The sequence below is a fragment of the Mycobacterium sp. SP-6446 genome, assembly GCF_001954045.1.
Lineage (GTDB): Bacteria > Actinomycetota > Actinomycetes > Mycobacteriales > Mycobacteriaceae > Mycobacterium.
The window spans coordinates 1-14,965 of sequence record NZ_MBEM01000111.1; the positions used below are offsets into that span (position 1 = coordinate 1).

The following is a 14,965-nucleotide window of genomic DNA, read 5'->3' on the forward strand; positions in this document are numbered from 1 at the left end:
ACGTTGTGGTAGCGCAATGCCACGACCGAGCCGCCCGTCGACTCCGACCATGCCAGCGCGTAATGCTCCTGCGCGGTCTTGCTGGCCGCGTACAGGCTGCGCGGTCGCAGCGCGGTGTCCTCGTCGACCAGCCGCCACCCCAGCTCCTCGCCGCCGACCGGGCAGCGGTGCTCGAAGATCCCGGCGTCCAGGTCCGCGCGCCGCCGCGGCAGCGGGTCGACGGGCCCGTGTTCGGGGCAGTGATAGCGGCCCTGCCCGTAGACCACCATCGAAGAGGCCAGCACCAGACGCCGCACGCCCGCGGCGAACATCTGCGCCAGCAGCACGGTGGTGGCGAAGTCGTTGTGACCGCCGTAGGCGGGCGCGTCGGCGGCATCCACGCCCGCGCCCACCATCGCGGCCTGGTGGCAGACCAGGTCGACACCGCGCAGGAGCGGGGCCAGAGCGTCGGCATCGCGGACGTCGACCCTTCGGCATCCCGGCGGTAACAGCGGGTTCGGCCCATGGGCGGCGGGCAGCAGCGCGTCGACGGCGATCACTTCGTGGCCGGCCGCGCGCAGCGCAGCGTCGACCCGCGATCCGATGAACCCAGCCGCCCCGGTGAGCAACACCCTCACGGCAGCTCCACCGGCAACGTCACCCCGGTGTGCGCCAGGCAGTGCGTGCAACCGCGTTCGGCGTCGACATTGCCGATCGCCGAGGCCACCAGCTTCTTGAACGGCCCCATGTTCTTTTCGAACTGGTCGAACACATCGGTGGCCTTCACGCCTTCGCCGGCCGTGACACCGGCATCCAGATCGGTCACCAAAGCGATTGCCGCATAGCACATTTCGAGTTCCCGAGCCAGCACCGCCTCCGGATATCCGGTCATGTTGACCAGGCCGAAGCCGGCCGAGGCGAACCATCGGCTTTCCGCCCGGGTGGAAAATCGCGGCCCCTGGATCACCACCATGGTCCCGCCGTCGACCACACCGGGCAGGCCGGTGACCGCCGAGCGCAACGTCGGGCAATACGGGTCGGCGAAGTCGACATGGACGGCGCCGGAGTCGAAGTAGGTGTCGGGGCGACCGGTGGTGCGGTCCACCAGCTGGTCGGGCACCACCACGCTGCCGGGCCCGTAGTCGGGGTTCAGGCTGCCGACCGCGCATGGCGCGAAGACCCGCCGCACCCCGAGCTTGCGCAGCGCCCACATGTTGGCCCGGTAGGGGACGGTGTGCGCCGAGTATTCGTGCTTGGCGCCGTGGCGTGGCAGGAATGCGACCTCGTGTCCCGCGACCGCGCCGACCGTGACCGGGGCGCTGGGCTCGCCGTACGGGGTGTCCACGTCGATGTCGCGGACGCCGGACTCGAAGAACGTGTAGAAGCCGCTGCCGCCGATCACTCCGAGCATCCGACCATTGTGGTGCATAGGGCAGGATGCCCTGGTGGCCAGTTTCGCGCAGTGGATCTCGGGGGCTCGGCCGCGAACGCTGCCCAACGCGGTGGCACCGGTGGTCGCGGGCACCGGCGCGGCGGCGTGGCTGCACTCGGCGGTGTGGTGGAAGGCGCTGCTGGCGCTGACCGTCGCGGTCGCGCTGATCATCGGCGTCAACTACGCCAACGACTACTCCGACGGCATCCGCGGCACCGACGACGAGCGGGCCGGCCCGGTGCGGCTGGTCGGCTCGCGGCTGGCCAGCCCGCGGTCGGTGCTGACGGCGGCGGTGACGGGCCTGACGGTCGGCGCGGCGGCCGGCTTGGCGCTGGCGCTGGTGAGCTCGCCGTGGCTGATCGTGGTGGGCGCCGCCTGCATCGCCGGGGCGTGGCTGTACACCGGGGGGTCAAAACCCTACGGGTACTCCGGTTTTGGCGAGGTCGCGGTGTTCGTGTTCTTCGGCCTGGTCGCCGTGCTCGGCACGCAGTACACCCAGGCGTTGCGGGTGGACTGGGTGGGACTGGTGCTGGCGGTGTCGATCGGGGCGCTGTCGTCGTCGGTGTTGGTGGCGAACAACCTGCGGGACATTCCGACCGATGCGCAGTCCGGCAAGATCACCCTGCCGGTACGGCTGGGCGATGCCCGCACCCGGGTTCTGTATCAGGCATTGCTGGCGATCGCCGGGGTTATGACCCTGGTGCTGATGCTCGCGACACCGTGGTGCGCAACGGGATTGGTGGCCACGCCGCTGGCCCTGCGCGCCGCGCGGCCGGTCCGATCCGGCCGCGGCGGGCCCGCGCTGATCCCGGTGCTGCGCGACACCGGGCTGGCGATGATCGTGTGGGCGATCGCGGTGGCGGCGTCGTTGGCTGTGCAATCAGGGCTTTGAGTGTGCGCCCAGGGCGCCGCGCGTCGGCGTGTCGCCGCCGTGGATGCACACTCGATGCGAAGCGAGCGGGCCTAGGCGGCCTTGTCGAGCAGCTCCAGGATGGCGGCGCGCAGCTGCGCGGTGTAGACGTGCTCGGTGATCAGGCCGACGGCCGGCTTGTCGCCGCTGCGCATGATGCCCAGTAGGAGATGCGCGCAAGCGATCTCGTTGTCCTTGTGGTGCAACGCTTCTCGCACGGCCAGCTCGACGCATTTCTTCGCGGCGCGGCTGAAGGGGATGTGCCCGCGACGGCGGCGCCGCCGGCCCGAGCGGGGTAGCGCGTTGTCGAACGCGTCGGCGCCGAACGTGCGCGCCACGCTGTCGCGCACCGCGCCCAGGTCGATGCCGATGGCCCGCAGTGCCTCGGCATCCTCGTCGAAGGAATCGTCGGTGCTGGGGGCGGCCTCGAGCAACCGGGCGCGAACGCCGTCGGCGGTCAGGCCGTAGCCGCTCAGCACCCCGGACAGATCGCTGCCCGCGGCCTGCAGGACGCCGAGCAGCAGGTGCTGCGGGGTGATTTCGCGGGTCCGCAGCTCACGGGCCTCCTCCTGGGCGAGCACGACGGCGACCCGGGCTTGACGGGTGAAGCGCTCGAACATGCGTCATCTCCTCCGGTTGTACTTCTGGTGCACGGCCTGCCGGCTCACCCCGAGCGCCTCGGCGATGGCCTGCCAGCTCCAGCCCCGCTCGCGGGCGTTGGCGACGTGGATCGCCTCGAGGCGCTCCTGCAAACGCTGCAGCGCGCGCACCGCGCGCAGGCCTATCGCGGGGTCGGCGTTACTCGCCGCATCGGCGGCCGGCCCCAGGTCGGGCAGGTCGGACAGTTCCGTCATAGACGTCAATGTAACTTGACACAGCGCAGACGTCAATAAAGCTTGACAAAACCGATCCCGGCGCTCATCGATTCCAGCGATCCGATAACAATGAAGGACCGGCGTTGGATCGAGGACTCCCATGAACCAGATCACCACGACCAGTGGGCCCAAGAGCATCGGCTTGCTCAGCGTCGGGGCATACCGGCCCGAGCGCGTCGTCACCAACGACGAGCTGTGCCGCAACATCGACTCCTCCGACGAGTGGATCCAATCGCGAACGGGAATCAAGACGCGCCGATTCGCCGCCCGGGACGAATCCGCCGCGTCCATGGCGATCGAGGCGGGCCGGCTGGCGATTGCCAACGCCGGACTGGCGCCCAGCGACATCGACGGCGTGATCGTCGCGACCAGCACCCATTTCCTGCAGACCCCGCCCTGTGCCCCGGAGGTCGCGACAGGCCTGGGCGCTGCCGGTGTGCCCGCATTCGACATCGGGGCGGGGTGCGCAGGCTTCGGCTACGCGATCGGCGTTGCGGCCGACATGATTCGGGGTGGCAGCGCCGCCAAGATGCTGGTCATCGGTTCGGAGAAGCTGTCGCCGACGATCGACATGCAGGACCGCAGCAACTGCTTCATCTTCGCCGACGGCGCGGCCGGGGTCGTGGTGGGCGAGACGCCCGTCCAAGGCATCGGACCGACCATCTCGGGCAGCGACGGTGAACAGGTCAAGGCCATCCGCCAGGACATCGACTGGATCGACTACATGGACGAACCGACCGGCCCGCGCCCCTTCCTGCGGCTCGAGGGCAGCGCGGTGTTCCGCTGGGCCGCATTCGAGATGGGCAAGGTCGGCCGACAGGCGATGGACGCGGCGGGAATCCGACCCGACGAGATCGACGTGTTCATCCCGCACCAAGCCAACAGCCGAATCAACGAAGTCCTCGCCAAGAACCTGGACTTGCGCCCGGACGCGGTGATCGCCAACGACATCGAGCACACCGGGAACACGTCCGCGGCGTCCATCCCGTTGGCGATGGCCGAACTCCTGGAGACCGGGGCGGCCAAGGCCGGCGACCTCGCGCTGCTGATCGGCTACGGCGCGGGCCTGTGCTATGCCGCGCAGGTCGTCGTGATGCCCAAGGGCTAACCGCGGGCTCACTCGTCGTGGTCGGCGTCCGCCTCACCGCGCAGCCGGGCCTGCAGCTGTTCTCGCTCGCGGCGGCGGCGTTCGCCCGCGACCGCCAGCGCGGCGGTGGCGCGCCGGCGCAGCGGGGCGAACAGCCAGATGCCCAACGGCATCGCGATGATCAACGCGAACAACGCCGCAACGACGACGGGGAACTGGGTGACCCCGAGCAGACGAGCGATTGCATAGATCGCAGCCGCGACCGCGACCACCAACAGCAGCCGCGCGGCCGCGTAAACCAGGACGTCGACGACGACGTGATTTCCGGTGCGCTCGCCCGCACCGGGCCTAGGCTCTTCTGACACAGTGCGAGCCTACGGCGCGGGTATATTCGCTCAAAGGAGGTGTTGAGTGCTCTACCTGCTGCTCGTCCTGGTTTTGGGGACACTGATCTACATTGGCTGGCGCGCGGCGCGGTCCCAGACCCACCGCCCGAAGAGCCGCGTCATCGGACCCGATGACGACCCAGAGTTCTTGCGGCGCTTGGGAAACGACGACAACAACCCTCTGTAGCACCCTCTGTCGAACCCTCTGTAGCACCCTCCCTAGGCGACGCCCGGGTTGCGCTCGCCGGGGAAGCCATCGGCCACCACGGCCGCCAACTCGGTCAGCGCTTCGCGGGTGGGGCGCCGCAACTGATCCAGAGCGATCTCCGCGCCCTCTTCCAGATGGGGGTCAAACGGTATCAGCCGCACCGCGCGGCAGCGCCGGGAGAAGTGGTCGACCACCTTGTTCATGTCGACCTTGCCGGTGCGTGACCGCACCGCGTTGATGACCGCGATCGAATTGCGCACCTTCTCCTCGTGACCGTGGGCGTCCAGCCAGTCCAGGGTCGCCGAGGCGGTGCGCGCGCCGTCGATGGATCCCGAACTGACGACGATCAGCAGGTCAGCCTTGTCCAGCACCGACGACATCACGGAATGCAATAGGCCGGGCCCGCAGTCGGTGAGCACCAGGCCGTAGAACCGATCCAGGATGTCCAGGGTGCGGGTGTAGTCGTCGGCGCTGAACGCATCGGAGATCGACGGGTCGCTGTCCGACGCAACGATTTCCAGCCCGCTGGGACCCTTCGACGTGTACCGGCGGACGTCGCTGTAGCGCTCGATGGTTCCGGCGTCGTGCAGCAGCTGGCGCACCGTGGCCGACGTCTCCAGCGGGATCTTCTGGCTCAGCGTGCCGTGGTCGGGGTTGGCGTCCACAGCCACCACCCGATCGCCGCGGATCGAGGCGAAGATAGACCCCAGCGTCGCCGTGATCGTGGTTTTGCCCACCCCGCCCTTCAGCGACAGCAGCGCCACCCGATAGGAACCGCGCAACGGCCGGTTGACCTGCGCCACCAGGTTGTTATAGCGGGCGGCCCGCGGGCTCTCCCCCAGGTTGATCAGCTGACCGGACAGCACATACAGCAGCCGGCGCCAGCCCTCCGACGGCGGCGGTTTGACGGGCCGCAGCAGCATGCCGGTGGACAGTTCCGGATAGGGCGTGTGCGGGACATGCTCCGGGCGGTAAGGGGTTTCTTGGCCTGTCAAGGGAGGCGCATCGGGCGCGCCGTTGTAGTAGGCACCAAAGGCGGTCGGGTCGACGCGCGGAATACCGGTGACGGGCGTGGGATCCCAGGGCGGCATGCCCGCCGGGGCCGCCGCCGTGGGCGGAGCCGTCTCCTGCCGCTCGGGCGCAGGCACCCGCCGCTCGGTGCGGAACCCGGCGAACGCCCGGGTCGGCGCTTCACCGGAATCCGCCGACGATTCGCCGGCCGGCTGCGCGGACGAGTCCGGGGACCGCAACTCGGTGGTCGGATGTTCGGGCGCCCCCACGCCTGGCTGGTCGGACACGTGCAATCCCCCTTGCTGCAGTTTTATTTGGGTCGGTCGCTAGCTGTCAGCCCACCCCGGCATAAGAATGCAGGCCCACGGTCACCAGGTTAACGAAGAACAAATTGAAGACCATGGCGACGAAGCCCACCACGTTGATCCACGCCGCCTTTCTGTCCCGCCAGCCCGCGGTCGACCGCGCGTGCAGATACGCCGCGTAGACCACCCACGCGACGAAGGAGACCGTCTCCTTGGGGTCCCAGCCCCAATACCTGCCCCAGGCTTGTTCGGCCCAGATCGCGCCGAAGATGACCCCGAAACCGAACACCGGGAACGCGAAGATCGTTGTGCGATACGCGATGCGGTCCAGGGTCTGGGCGTCGGGGAATCGCCGCACCACGCGTGCCAGCGTGCCTTCGGCGTCGGGGTCACCCAGCCGCGAGGTCCGCAGCAGAAACAGGATGCTGGCGATGCCGGCGACCAGGAACACCCCGGAACCGAGGCTGACCACCGACACGTGGATGGGCAGCCAGTAGGACTGCAGCGCCGGCATCACCGGGGCGGCGTTGGTGTAGAGCCAGCGCCCGGAAACGGTCAGCAGGATCAGCACCGGCAGCAGCAGGAAAACCCACAGGGGGCGGTACTGCGGGCGGCGCAGCACCACGGCGCCGGCCACCAGCCCGCAGAAGCAGGTCAGGTTGATGAACTCGTACATGTTGCCCCACGGCACCCGCACGGTGGCCAGGCCACGCAGCACGATGCAGGCCAGCAGGAGTCCGATGCCGAGATAGAGCACCGCTAGCCCGGCCCGCCCGACGCGTTCGTCGAAGGGCCGTTGCGGGGCGTCGTCCACGATGCCGGGGCTCGCGCTGTCTGCGGCGACCGAACCGGCCAACACCTGCGCGCGGTGGTCCGCGCGGCGGCCGCCGGCTCGGTCGGCTCGGTAGGCCAGCTCGACGGCCAGCAGCAGCAACGCGACGACCAGGGCCACCACCGCCGAGGTGAACGCCCAGTCGGAGTAGCGCGCCAGGCCGACGTTGACGTGCAGCGTGTTCATGTGACGTCCACCTGAGAACTCCTTCTGGACGCTGGCTCGCCCAGTCCGTCAAGCAACCGCTGGGTCAATCGCTCGAACTCGTCGCCCCACCCGGAGTTGTCGGTGCGCGCCAGCCCGCCCAATTCGACGTTCACGGTACCGGCCGCGTCGTCGCCGGCCTCAGTGAGCCTGACCCAGACCCGGCGCCGGCGCACCAGCAGCGACACCAACAGCCCGGCCATCATCGAGATGGCGAAAACCAGCACCCATCTCTGGCCTGGGTCGTGGGAGACCTGCAGGTTCACGAATGGCACGGCGCCGTCGAATCGGACGACGGTGCCCGCCGCCGGGCCGTGGTCGATCCTGACCTCTTGCCCGGCGCGCAGGTTGACTCTGACTTCCTTGGTCAGGCGGCCCTGCTGGATGAGCCGCGGGTCGAGGGTGAACAGCGATTGGGGCCGGCCGGTGTCCAGGCCGGTGTCGCCGCGGTAGATGTCGACGGCGACGGCGGGGGCGTTCAGCGCCGGGAACCGCGACGACAGCAGCGTGCCGTCCAGCTGCTCGGTCGGCGCCAGCAGGCCCTGGATCGCGATCTCGTGTTGGCGGCGCTCGGCTGGATTGGGGTAGCTGCCGGCGGGCGGGTCGATGCGCACCACGCCCGACGAGAGCAGGGTCAGCGGGTTGTCGGGTCGCCATTGCACGGTCGACGTGCGCGTCTGCCCGTCCGGGAAGGTGACCGTGAAGGTGGGCGCGTAGCCGTGGCCCTGCAGGTACACCCGGTCACCGCCGACGCGCAGCGGGTGGTTGACCTCCAGGCGGTAGGGCCGCCAGCTGTTGGCCGCCAGGTCGCGGCCGGCCTGATAGTCGATGTCGGCGGCGAACGAGGTGGCCTGCCCCGACTGCAGGTAGTGCGCCTGAAAGTCGTTGACCCGGATGCACATTGGGTGCAGCGACGTGCCGTCGACGGTGTTGCCGGCGCGGAAAGAGTCGAACGCCGCGGGCGACGCCGAGCAGAAGCCGGGGCCGCCGTCGGCGATGACGATCACGTTGCCCTCGTAGCCGAACAGCTTGCCGACGGCCACCGCGACCAGCAGGCCCAGCAGCGAGAAGTGGAAGACCAGGTTGCCGAATTCGCGCAGATACCCCTTCTCGGCCGACACCTCGACGACTTCGCCTTCATGCCGGATGGCCGTGCGCCAGCCGCGCAGCCGGCGGGCGACGGTGTTCGCCAGCCTGTTCAGCTCCGCGGGCCCGGCGACGATCCGGGTTTCGGCGTGCTTGGGCAGCCGGGCCAGGTTGCGTGGGGCCGCGACGGGGGTGGCGCGCAGGCTGCGGGCGTGCTCGATCGTCCGGGGGGTGAGGCAGCCGACCAGCGACACGAACAGCAACACGTAGATGGCGGTGAACCAGAAGCTGGAGAACACGTTGAAGGCCTGCAGCCGATCGAGCCACGGACCGATCACCTTGTGGGTGGCCAGGTACTCGTCGACCTTGCCCGCGTTGAGGTTTCGTTGCGGCAGCAGCGCACCGGGTATCGCGCCGAGCGCGAGCAGGCACAGCAGCACCAGCGCGGTGCCCATCGACGTCAGCGCGCGCCAGGTGTTGCGTGTCCAGGCGAGGAGTTGCCTCAAATCGGCAGCCTCACGTCGGAGACGAACGCGTCGCGCAGCCAGGAGACGAAGTCGTTCCACACCCCGGTGACCAGTAAGGCGCCGACCGCGATCAGCAGCGCGCCGCCGAAGATCTGGATGGCCCGGGTGTGCCGGCGCAGCCAGCCCAGGCCGGCCACCGCCCCCGCCGAGCCGAACGCCAACAAGACGAACGGAATCCCCAGTCCCAGGCAGTAGGCGATCACCAACGCGATGCCGCGCGCCACGTTCGCACCCTCGGTGGCCGAGGCGACGGTGATCACGCCGGTCAGCGTCGGCCCGAGGCACGGCGTCCAGCCGAGCGCGAACACCGCGCCCAGCACCGGCGCTCCGGCCACCGTCGTGAACCGGCGCGGGCTGAACCGGGCCTCGCGCTGCAGCACCGGGACGAGGCCGACGAACACCAGCCCCATGACGATGGTCAGCACGCCCCCAACCCGTTGCAGCGCAAGCTGATTGGTGATCAGCGTGGTGGTCATGCCGAGGACCGCGACGGTGCCGAGCACGAAGACGGCGGTGAACCCGGCCACGAACAGGGCCGCCGACCCGGCGACCCGCCACCGGGCGGCCGGCGGGGCTTTGACGCCGCCGGGCCCAGGCTGTTCGTCCACCCCGGCCTCGCCCACCAGGGCGGCCAGGTACGACAGGTAGCCCGGCACCAGCGGGACCACGCACGGCGAGGCGAACGACACCAGCCCCGCCAGCAGGCACACCCCCAGCGCCACCAGCAGCGGCCCGGCGGCGGCGATCTGGGTGAACCCGTTCATCGTTCCTGCGCCACGCGCTGGACCACCGGCCGCAGGTCGTCGGCCAGCAGCTCACGCAGGAACACCGCCGCGACCCGGTGTTGGCGGTCCAGCACCACAGTGGACGGGATGACGGTGGTGGGGTACTTGCCCCCGAAGGCGATCAAGGTACGCATCGCCGGGTCGTAGATCGACGGGTAGGTCACGTGCCGGTCGTCGACGAAGTCCAGGGCGGCTTGGCGATTGTTGTCGCGCGCGTCGATGCCGAGGAAGGACACCCCGGAGCCGCGGGTGGCGTCGTACACCCGCTGCAGTTGATCGACCTCGGCCCGGCACGGCCCGCACCACTGCCCCCAGACGTTGACGACGACGACGTTGCCGGCGAAGGTTTGGTCGGCCAGCGAGATCGTGTGCGCCGGATCCGCGAGGTCCGGCCCGGTCAGCGGGCCCGGGCGGCCGCGGCTTGCGGGCGGGTCGTAGAAGATGTCGGTCTTACCGCCCGGCGACACGAATTCGAAGGTGCCGCCCTGGGCTACCGCGTCGCGGCCCGAGCAGCCGGCCAGCAGCATGGCGACCAAGCCAGCCACCACCGCCCCGGCCATCGCCAGCCACCGCACGCTCAAGAGCTCTCCGGCTGGAAGTATTCGACGTCGACCAGACGGTCGCCGTCGTAGACCAGCGTGGTCACCGAGGCCAGCCCGCATTCCCGCCGGCGCGGGTCGTGCCAGAGCCGCCTGCCGGTCAGGTGCAGCCGCAGCGTCCACACGGGGAGTTGATGGCTGACGCACACCACCTCGTGGCCGGCGCCGCGGGCCCGCGCCTTGTCCACCGCGGTTGTCATCCGGGCCGCGATCTCGGTGTACGGCTCGCCCCAGGACGGGGTGAACGGGTTGCGCAGCTGCCACCAAAACCGCGGGTCGCGCCAGGCGCCGTCGCCGGGGCCGACGCGCCGTCCTTCGAAGAAGTTGGCCGATTCGATCAGGTCGGGGTCGGTGTCGACGGGCAGGTTGTGCTTCGCGGCGATGGGCGCGGCCGTTTCCTGGGCCCGCTGCAATGGGGAGGAGATCACCGCGACGACGTCGCGGTCGGCCAGCGCGTCGGCGACCGCCTGCGCCTGCGCCCGGCCCGTGTCGGACAGGTGAAATCCGGGCAGCCGGCCATAGAGGACCCCGCTGGGGTTGTACACCTCGCCGTGCCGCACCACATTGACGCGGGTCTGCTCTGCCATCAGGGTCCGTCCTTCCGGGCGGCCGCTTGGGCGGCGGTCGGCAGCGCGGCGGCGATCCGGTCGAACGCGGCGTCGTCCAGAGCCGCCGAGACGAACCACGCCTCGAAGGCACTGCACGGCGGGTAGACGCCGGCGTCCAGCAGGGCGTGGAAGAACGGCGGAAACCGCCAGGTCTGGCTGGCGCGGGCGGACGCGAAATCGGTCACCGGGGTATCGGAGAAGAACACGCTGAGCATGCTGCCGGCCCGCGGAATCTGGTGCGGCACACCGGCTTCCGTCAACGCCTCGGAAAGCAGGCCGGCCAGTCGGTCGGCGTTGGCGTCCAGAGTGGCGTAGACCGCGGCGTCGGCGGTGCGCAGCGTGGCCAGCCCGGCGGCCATCGCCACCGGGTTGCCCGACAGCGTGCCGGCCTGATACACCGGTCCCAGCGGCGCCAGCCGCTCCATCACCTCGGCCCGCCCGCCGAACGCGGCGGCCGGCAGCCCGCCGCTCATCACCTTGCCGAACGTGAACAGGTCGGCGTCCACGGGATCGATTCCGTACCAACCACTTCGGCTGACCCGAAAGCCCGTCATCACCTCGTCGACGATCAGCAACGCATCGTGCTGGGCGGTGATCGCGCGCAGCGCCGCGTTGTAGCCCGGCGCGGGCGGCACGACCCCCATGTTGCCGGGGCTGGCCTCGGTGATCACCGCCGCGATCTGGTCGCCGTGCCTGGCTAACGTGTCGCGCACAACGTCAATGTCGTTGTAGGGCAACACGATTGTGTCGGCCGCGGCGGCGCCGGTGACCCCGGGCGAGGACGGCAGGCCCAGCGTCGCCACCCCGGAGCCAGCGTCGGCGAGCAACGCGTCGACGTGCCCGTGGTAGCAGCCGGAGAACTTGACGATCTTGGCCCTGCCGGTGAAGCCGCGGGCCAGGCGGACCGCGCTCATGGTGGCTTCGGTGCCGGAGTTCACCAGCCGGATCCGCTCGACCGGCGTCACCCGGCCGATGATTTCGGCGGCCAGCTGGGTCTCGGCCGGAGTCGGCGCCCCGAAGGACAGTCCGTTGGCGGCGGCCTTGGCGACGGCGTCGACGACGGCCGGGTGGGCGTGGCCCAGGATCATCGGACCCCACGAGCACACCAGGTCCACGTAGCGGTTGCCGTCGGCGTCGGCGAGCCAGCATCCGCGCGCCTCGGTGATGAAGCGCGGCGTGCCGCCCACCGCCGTGAACGCGCGCACCGGCGAGTTCACCCCGCCGGGAATGACCGCGCACGCATCGTCGAACAGAGCCGCCGAGGTCCTCACAGCCCCTCCAGTCTGAGGGGCGGCCTGGTCAGTGCTGCCCATGGCAACCAGTGTTCCAGCCTCCGCGCGCCGATCAACTACAGGGTGTAAGAGTTGGCTCCGCCACAATCGACTGGTGACTCGGGAGACGGCCGTCGAGATCGCCCGTGGCAGGGTTGCCGCGGTCCGCGACGACCCGGATGCGCGGCTGGCGCTGATGCGCGAGCTCTACGAAGTCCCGCGGCGGGTGGACCGGGGCCACCTGCCGTATCGGCTGGCGGCCTCGGCCTTTATGGGCTGGCAGCTGCGACGCGGGCTGCTCAACCCGCCCGACGGGTCCGCCCCGGGCAGCCCCTGGTGGCGCGCGATGAACGAACGCCTGCTGTGCGACGGCTGGGAAGCCCGCGCCCTGGCGTTCGGGCATGCCGGCGATCCCAGCTCCCCCGCGGTCGCCGCAACACTCGAGTTCATCCGGCGCCCGTCCGCGCGGCGCTGGTACCGGGCACACAACATCAGCGTCGTCAGCGCCTACCTCGACCACCGGGATCTCGCGTCGCGCGAGTCCCGCGTCGAACGCTTCTTCATCAACCTGGTGCTGATGCGCGTCCTCTACGCCCACGCGCTGGTCGCCGCGCCCCGGCTCGCGCTCGGCTGGCTGGCGTTCGCGGGTCGGCCCCTCGGGGATCCGCGATTGGGCATGACCGGCATCTTCCTGTCGCTGTCCCGGGTGCTGCCCGACCGCTACCCGCTCGGCGACGACCTGGCTCCCTACCTGCGGGCCGAACACGGAGTGGCGCATCTGCTCGACGTCGGTGTCATCCAGCCCCGCGTCGAGCCCCTCTACGACTGGTCCGCCGGCGCCCTCGCCATTCCGGGGCTGCGGCGGCTGCTGGCCGACGGGACGCCGTGCTACGCGTGGCCCGCGGACGACCGGCAGCCGTGGCATCCGCCGCCGTCGCGGCCGGCTCGGCTGGCGCGCACGCTGGTGCCCGCGCCGCGCCGCACGGGTTGAAGTCGGCCGTCGGGGGCGAGTTGGATGGTGGCATGCAATTGCCACAGCGGCTCGCCCGCTTCAACCGTCACGTAACCAACCCCATTCAGCGGATGTGGGCCGGCTGGCTGCCGCCGTTCGCGATCGTCGAGCATGTCGGACGGCGCTCCGGAAAGCCTTACCGCACACCGGTGAATGCGTTCTACACCAGCGTCGACGGCAAGCCCGGGGTAGCGATCGTGCTGACCTACGGCCCGGATCGCGACTGGCTGAAGAACCTCGACGCGGCCGGAGGCGGCCGGATGCGCCGCAATGCCAAGACTTTCGGCATCACCGACCCGCGAATCGTCAGCAAGGCCGAGGCGGCCCCGCACGTGGAGGGCGCATGGCGGGCCGCTTTCGCCAGGCTGCCGTTCGAGCAGGCGGTGCTGCTCACGAAGACTGACTGACGGGACCGACTGACGGGACTGACTGAGCTACTCCCCTGCGCGCGCGGCGATTCGGCCGCGGGCCCGGGCGGCGATGTACAGGCCGATGACCACCGCCCACGACAGCAGCGACAGCCAGAGCTGACTGCGCGCCGAGCGGTCGAACGCCATCTGCACCAGCACCGCGGTGATCCCGGCGAGGGTGAAAACCGATAGCAACGGGAAGAGCCACATCTTCACCCGCAGCTTTTCCGGCGGTGTCCGGCGGCGCAGGATGATCTGTGACAGCGCGATCAGCCAGTAGACGAACAAGATGACGGCGCCCGACGAGTTGAGCAGGAACAGAAACACCGTGCCGGGCGCCAGCCACGCCATCACGACGCAGCCGAATCCGACGGCCGACGAAAACAGGATGGCGAGGTGCGGGACGCCACGCCGGCTCAGCCTGACCAGTCGAGCCGGAGCCTCATGCCGGTCGGCGAGGACGAACAACATGCGCGACGCCGTGTAGAGGCCCGAGTTCAGGCACGACAGCACGGCGGTGAGCACCACCGCGTTCATCACCTGACCCGCGGCGGGCAGACCCATGCGTTTGAGCGCGGCGACATACGGCGAGGCGCCCACCTCGACCGAATTCCACGGCAGGATCACGACAAGAAGAAAGACCGAGCCGACGAAGAAGACCGCGATGCGCGCGACGACCGATCGCGTCGCCCGCTGGACGGCGAGCTCGGGATCGCGGCTTTCGGCGGCCGCGACGGTGACGATCTCGGCGCCGACCATCGAGAAGATCACCACCACGATGGCTGCGAAGACCGCGCCCACGCCCTTCGGGAAGAATCCGCCGCGCGACGTGAGGTTGGAGAAGTCGGCGTGGTGGCCGGGGAGGAATCCCAGCGCGAACACAGTGCCGACGACGAGGAACACCGCGATCGTCGCGACTTTGATTCCGGCGAACCAGAATTCGAATTCGCCGAAGGACGTCACCGAAAACAAGTTCGTCGCCGTCATCAGCAGCATCAGGCACAGCGACAACAGCCACAGCGGCGCGTGAAACCAGTAGCCCAGCACCTTCCCGCCGGCGACCGCCTCGAAGCCGACGACGATCACCCAGAAGTACCAATACAGCCAGGCGACCGAAAAACCCGCCCAGCCGCCCAGCGCCCGCCCCGCGTAGTCGGCGAACGATCCGGTCGACGGGTTCGCGGCGGCCATCTCCCCCAGCATGCGCATCACCAGAACGATCAGCAGACCGCACAACGCGTACGTCAGGAACGCGGCGGGCCCCGTATCGCGGATCACCACGCCCGACCCGACGAACAGCCCGGCGCCGATCACCCCGCCGAGCGCGATCATGCTGAGCTGCCGTTGCGACAACCCTTGGCGCAGTTGCGTTGTGCTGGCCATGGTTAACCACAGCACATCGGTGGGCAGGGCGGCAATCGGGCCGGCCGGCGGCGCG

The 14,965-nt window shown here is 69.9% G+C and carries 18 protein-coding genes; 5 read left to right on the plus strand and 13 right to left on the minus strand.

Annotated features, from left to right (window positions below; genetic code table 11):
- Together A5736_RS09450 and A5736_RS09455 are read right to left on the minus strand one after the other, a co-directional pair.
- Positions 1–617: NAD(P)-dependent oxidoreductase (locus A5736_RS09450; protein WP_139333218.1), on the minus strand; the 617-nt coding region annotated here is incomplete at its 3' end.
- The gene (locus tag A5736_RS09455; protein ID WP_240563058.1) at positions 614–1,390 is read right to left on the minus strand and encodes an S-methyl-5'-thioadenosine phosphorylase; all 777 of its coding nucleotides are present in this window, start codon (positions 1,388–1,390) and stop codon (positions 614–616) included. The genes A5736_RS09450 and A5736_RS09455, both read right to left, overlap by 4 nt.
- A gap of 34 nt (positions 1,391–1,424) precedes the next feature.
- Here A5736_RS09455 and A5736_RS09460 point away from each other — a divergent pair, with 34 nt between their 5' ends.
- Positions 1,425–2,303: a 1,4-dihydroxy-2-naphthoate polyprenyltransferase gene (locus tag A5736_RS09460; protein WP_076245805.1), complete on the plus strand. Its 879-nt coding sequence runs from the start codon at positions 1,425–1,427 to the stop codon at positions 2,301–2,303.
- 71 nt (positions 2,304–2,374) lie between these two features.
- Here A5736_RS09460 and A5736_RS09465 read toward each other — a convergent pair whose 3' ends face one another.
- A complete protein-coding gene (locus tag A5736_RS09465) occupies positions 2,375–2,941 on the minus strand; it encodes a Clp protease N-terminal domain-containing protein (RefSeq protein WP_076123527.1) in 567 nt (188 codons plus the stop codon).
- A gap of 3 nt (positions 2,942–2,944) precedes the next feature.
- A complete protein-coding gene (locus A5736_RS09470) occupies positions 2,945–3,175 on the minus strand; it encodes a helix-turn-helix domain-containing protein (protein ID WP_076123526.1) in 231 nt (76 codons plus the stop codon).
- Positions 3,176–3,296: 121 nt separating this feature from the next.
- On the opposite strand from A5736_RS09470, the gene A5736_RS09475 reads away from it, so the two are divergent.
- The gene (locus A5736_RS09475; protein WP_076245806.1) at positions 3,297–4,304 is read left to right on the plus strand and encodes a beta-ketoacyl-ACP synthase III; all 1,008 of its coding nucleotides are present in this window, start codon (positions 3,297–3,299) and stop codon (positions 4,302–4,304) included.
- 8 nt (positions 4,305–4,312) lie between these two features.
- On the opposite strand, the gene A5736_RS09480 is transcribed toward A5736_RS09475, so the two are convergent.
- Complete coding sequence (locus A5736_RS09480; protein ID WP_076245808.1) at positions 4,313–4,648, minus strand: DUF4229 domain-containing protein; 336 nt, start codon at positions 4,646–4,648, stop codon at positions 4,313–4,315.
- A 46-nt stretch (positions 4,649–4,694) separates the two neighbouring features.
- Between A5736_RS09480 and A5736_RS25910 the strand changes: the two genes are divergently transcribed.
- The gene (locus tag A5736_RS25910; RefSeq protein ID WP_139329607.1) at positions 4,695–4,856 is read left to right on the plus strand and encodes a hypothetical protein; all 162 of its coding nucleotides are present in this window, start codon (positions 4,695–4,697) and stop codon (positions 4,854–4,856) included.
- A 32-nt stretch (positions 4,857–4,888) separates the two neighbouring features.
- Here A5736_RS25910 and A5736_RS09485 read toward each other — a convergent pair whose 3' ends face one another.
- The 7 genes from A5736_RS09485 to hemL form a co-directional block, all read right to left on the minus strand.
- Positions 4,889–6,127, minus strand: coding sequence for a MinD/ParA family protein (locus tag A5736_RS09485; protein ID WP_233147998.1), 1,239 nt, complete (start codon positions 6,125–6,127; stop codon positions 4,889–4,891).
- 94 nt (positions 6,128–6,221) lie between these two features.
- Positions 6,222–7,211, minus strand: coding sequence for a c-type cytochrome biogenesis protein CcsB (gene ccsB / locus A5736_RS09490; RefSeq protein ID WP_076245810.1), 990 nt, complete (start codon positions 7,209–7,211; stop codon positions 6,222–6,224).
- Positions 7,208–8,770 carry a cytochrome c biogenesis protein ResB gene (locus tag A5736_RS09495; protein ID WP_076245861.1) on the minus strand — a complete coding sequence of 521 codons (1,563 nt, stop codon included), beginning with the start codon at positions 8,768–8,770 and terminating at the stop codon, positions 7,208–7,210. Before A5736_RS09495 ends, ccsB begins: the two co-directional genes overlap by 4 nt.
- Positions 8,771–8,817: 47 nt before the next feature.
- On the minus strand, positions 8,818–9,606 hold the full coding sequence (locus A5736_RS09500; RefSeq protein ID WP_076245812.1) for a cytochrome c biogenesis CcdA family protein: 789 nt from the start codon (positions 9,604–9,606) through the stop codon (positions 8,818–8,820).
- Positions 9,603–10,187: a TlpA disulfide reductase family protein gene (locus tag A5736_RS09505; RefSeq protein ID WP_076245859.1), complete on the minus strand. Its 585-nt coding sequence runs from the start codon at positions 10,185–10,187 to the stop codon at positions 9,603–9,605. The genes A5736_RS09500 and A5736_RS09505 overlap by 4 nt, the downstream gene beginning before the upstream one ends.
- A 17-nt stretch (positions 10,188–10,204) precedes the next feature.
- A complete protein-coding gene (locus tag A5736_RS09510) occupies positions 10,205–10,813 on the minus strand; it encodes a histidine phosphatase family protein (RefSeq protein ID WP_076123520.1) in 609 nt (202 codons plus the stop codon).
- Positions 10,813–12,147, minus strand: coding sequence for a glutamate-1-semialdehyde 2,1-aminomutase (gene hemL / locus A5736_RS09515; protein ID WP_076245814.1), 1,335 nt, complete (start codon positions 12,145–12,147; stop codon positions 10,813–10,815). The genes A5736_RS09510 and hemL overlap by 1 nt, the downstream gene beginning before the upstream one ends.
- Positions 12,148–12,220: 73 nt before the next feature.
- Here hemL and A5736_RS09520 point away from each other — a divergent pair, with 73 nt between their 5' ends.
- Together A5736_RS09520 and A5736_RS09525 are read left to right on the plus strand one after the other, a co-directional pair.
- A complete protein-coding gene (locus A5736_RS09520; protein WP_371328370.1) occupies positions 12,221–13,096 on the plus strand; it encodes a hypothetical protein in 876 nt (291 codons plus the stop codon).
- A gap of 32 nt (positions 13,097–13,128) precedes the next feature.
- The gene (locus A5736_RS09525) at positions 13,129–13,524 is read left to right on the plus strand and encodes a nitroreductase family deazaflavin-dependent oxidoreductase (protein WP_076245865.1); all 396 of its coding nucleotides are present in this window, start codon (positions 13,129–13,131) and stop codon (positions 13,522–13,524) included.
- Positions 13,525–13,551: 27 nt separating this feature from the next.
- Here A5736_RS09525 and A5736_RS09530 read toward each other — a convergent pair whose 3' ends face one another.
- Entirely contained in the window at positions 13,552–14,910 is a 1,359-nt protein-coding gene (locus A5736_RS09530; RefSeq protein WP_076245816.1) for an amino acid permease, read from the minus strand.
- Positions 14,911–14,965: the final 55 nt, after the last annotated feature.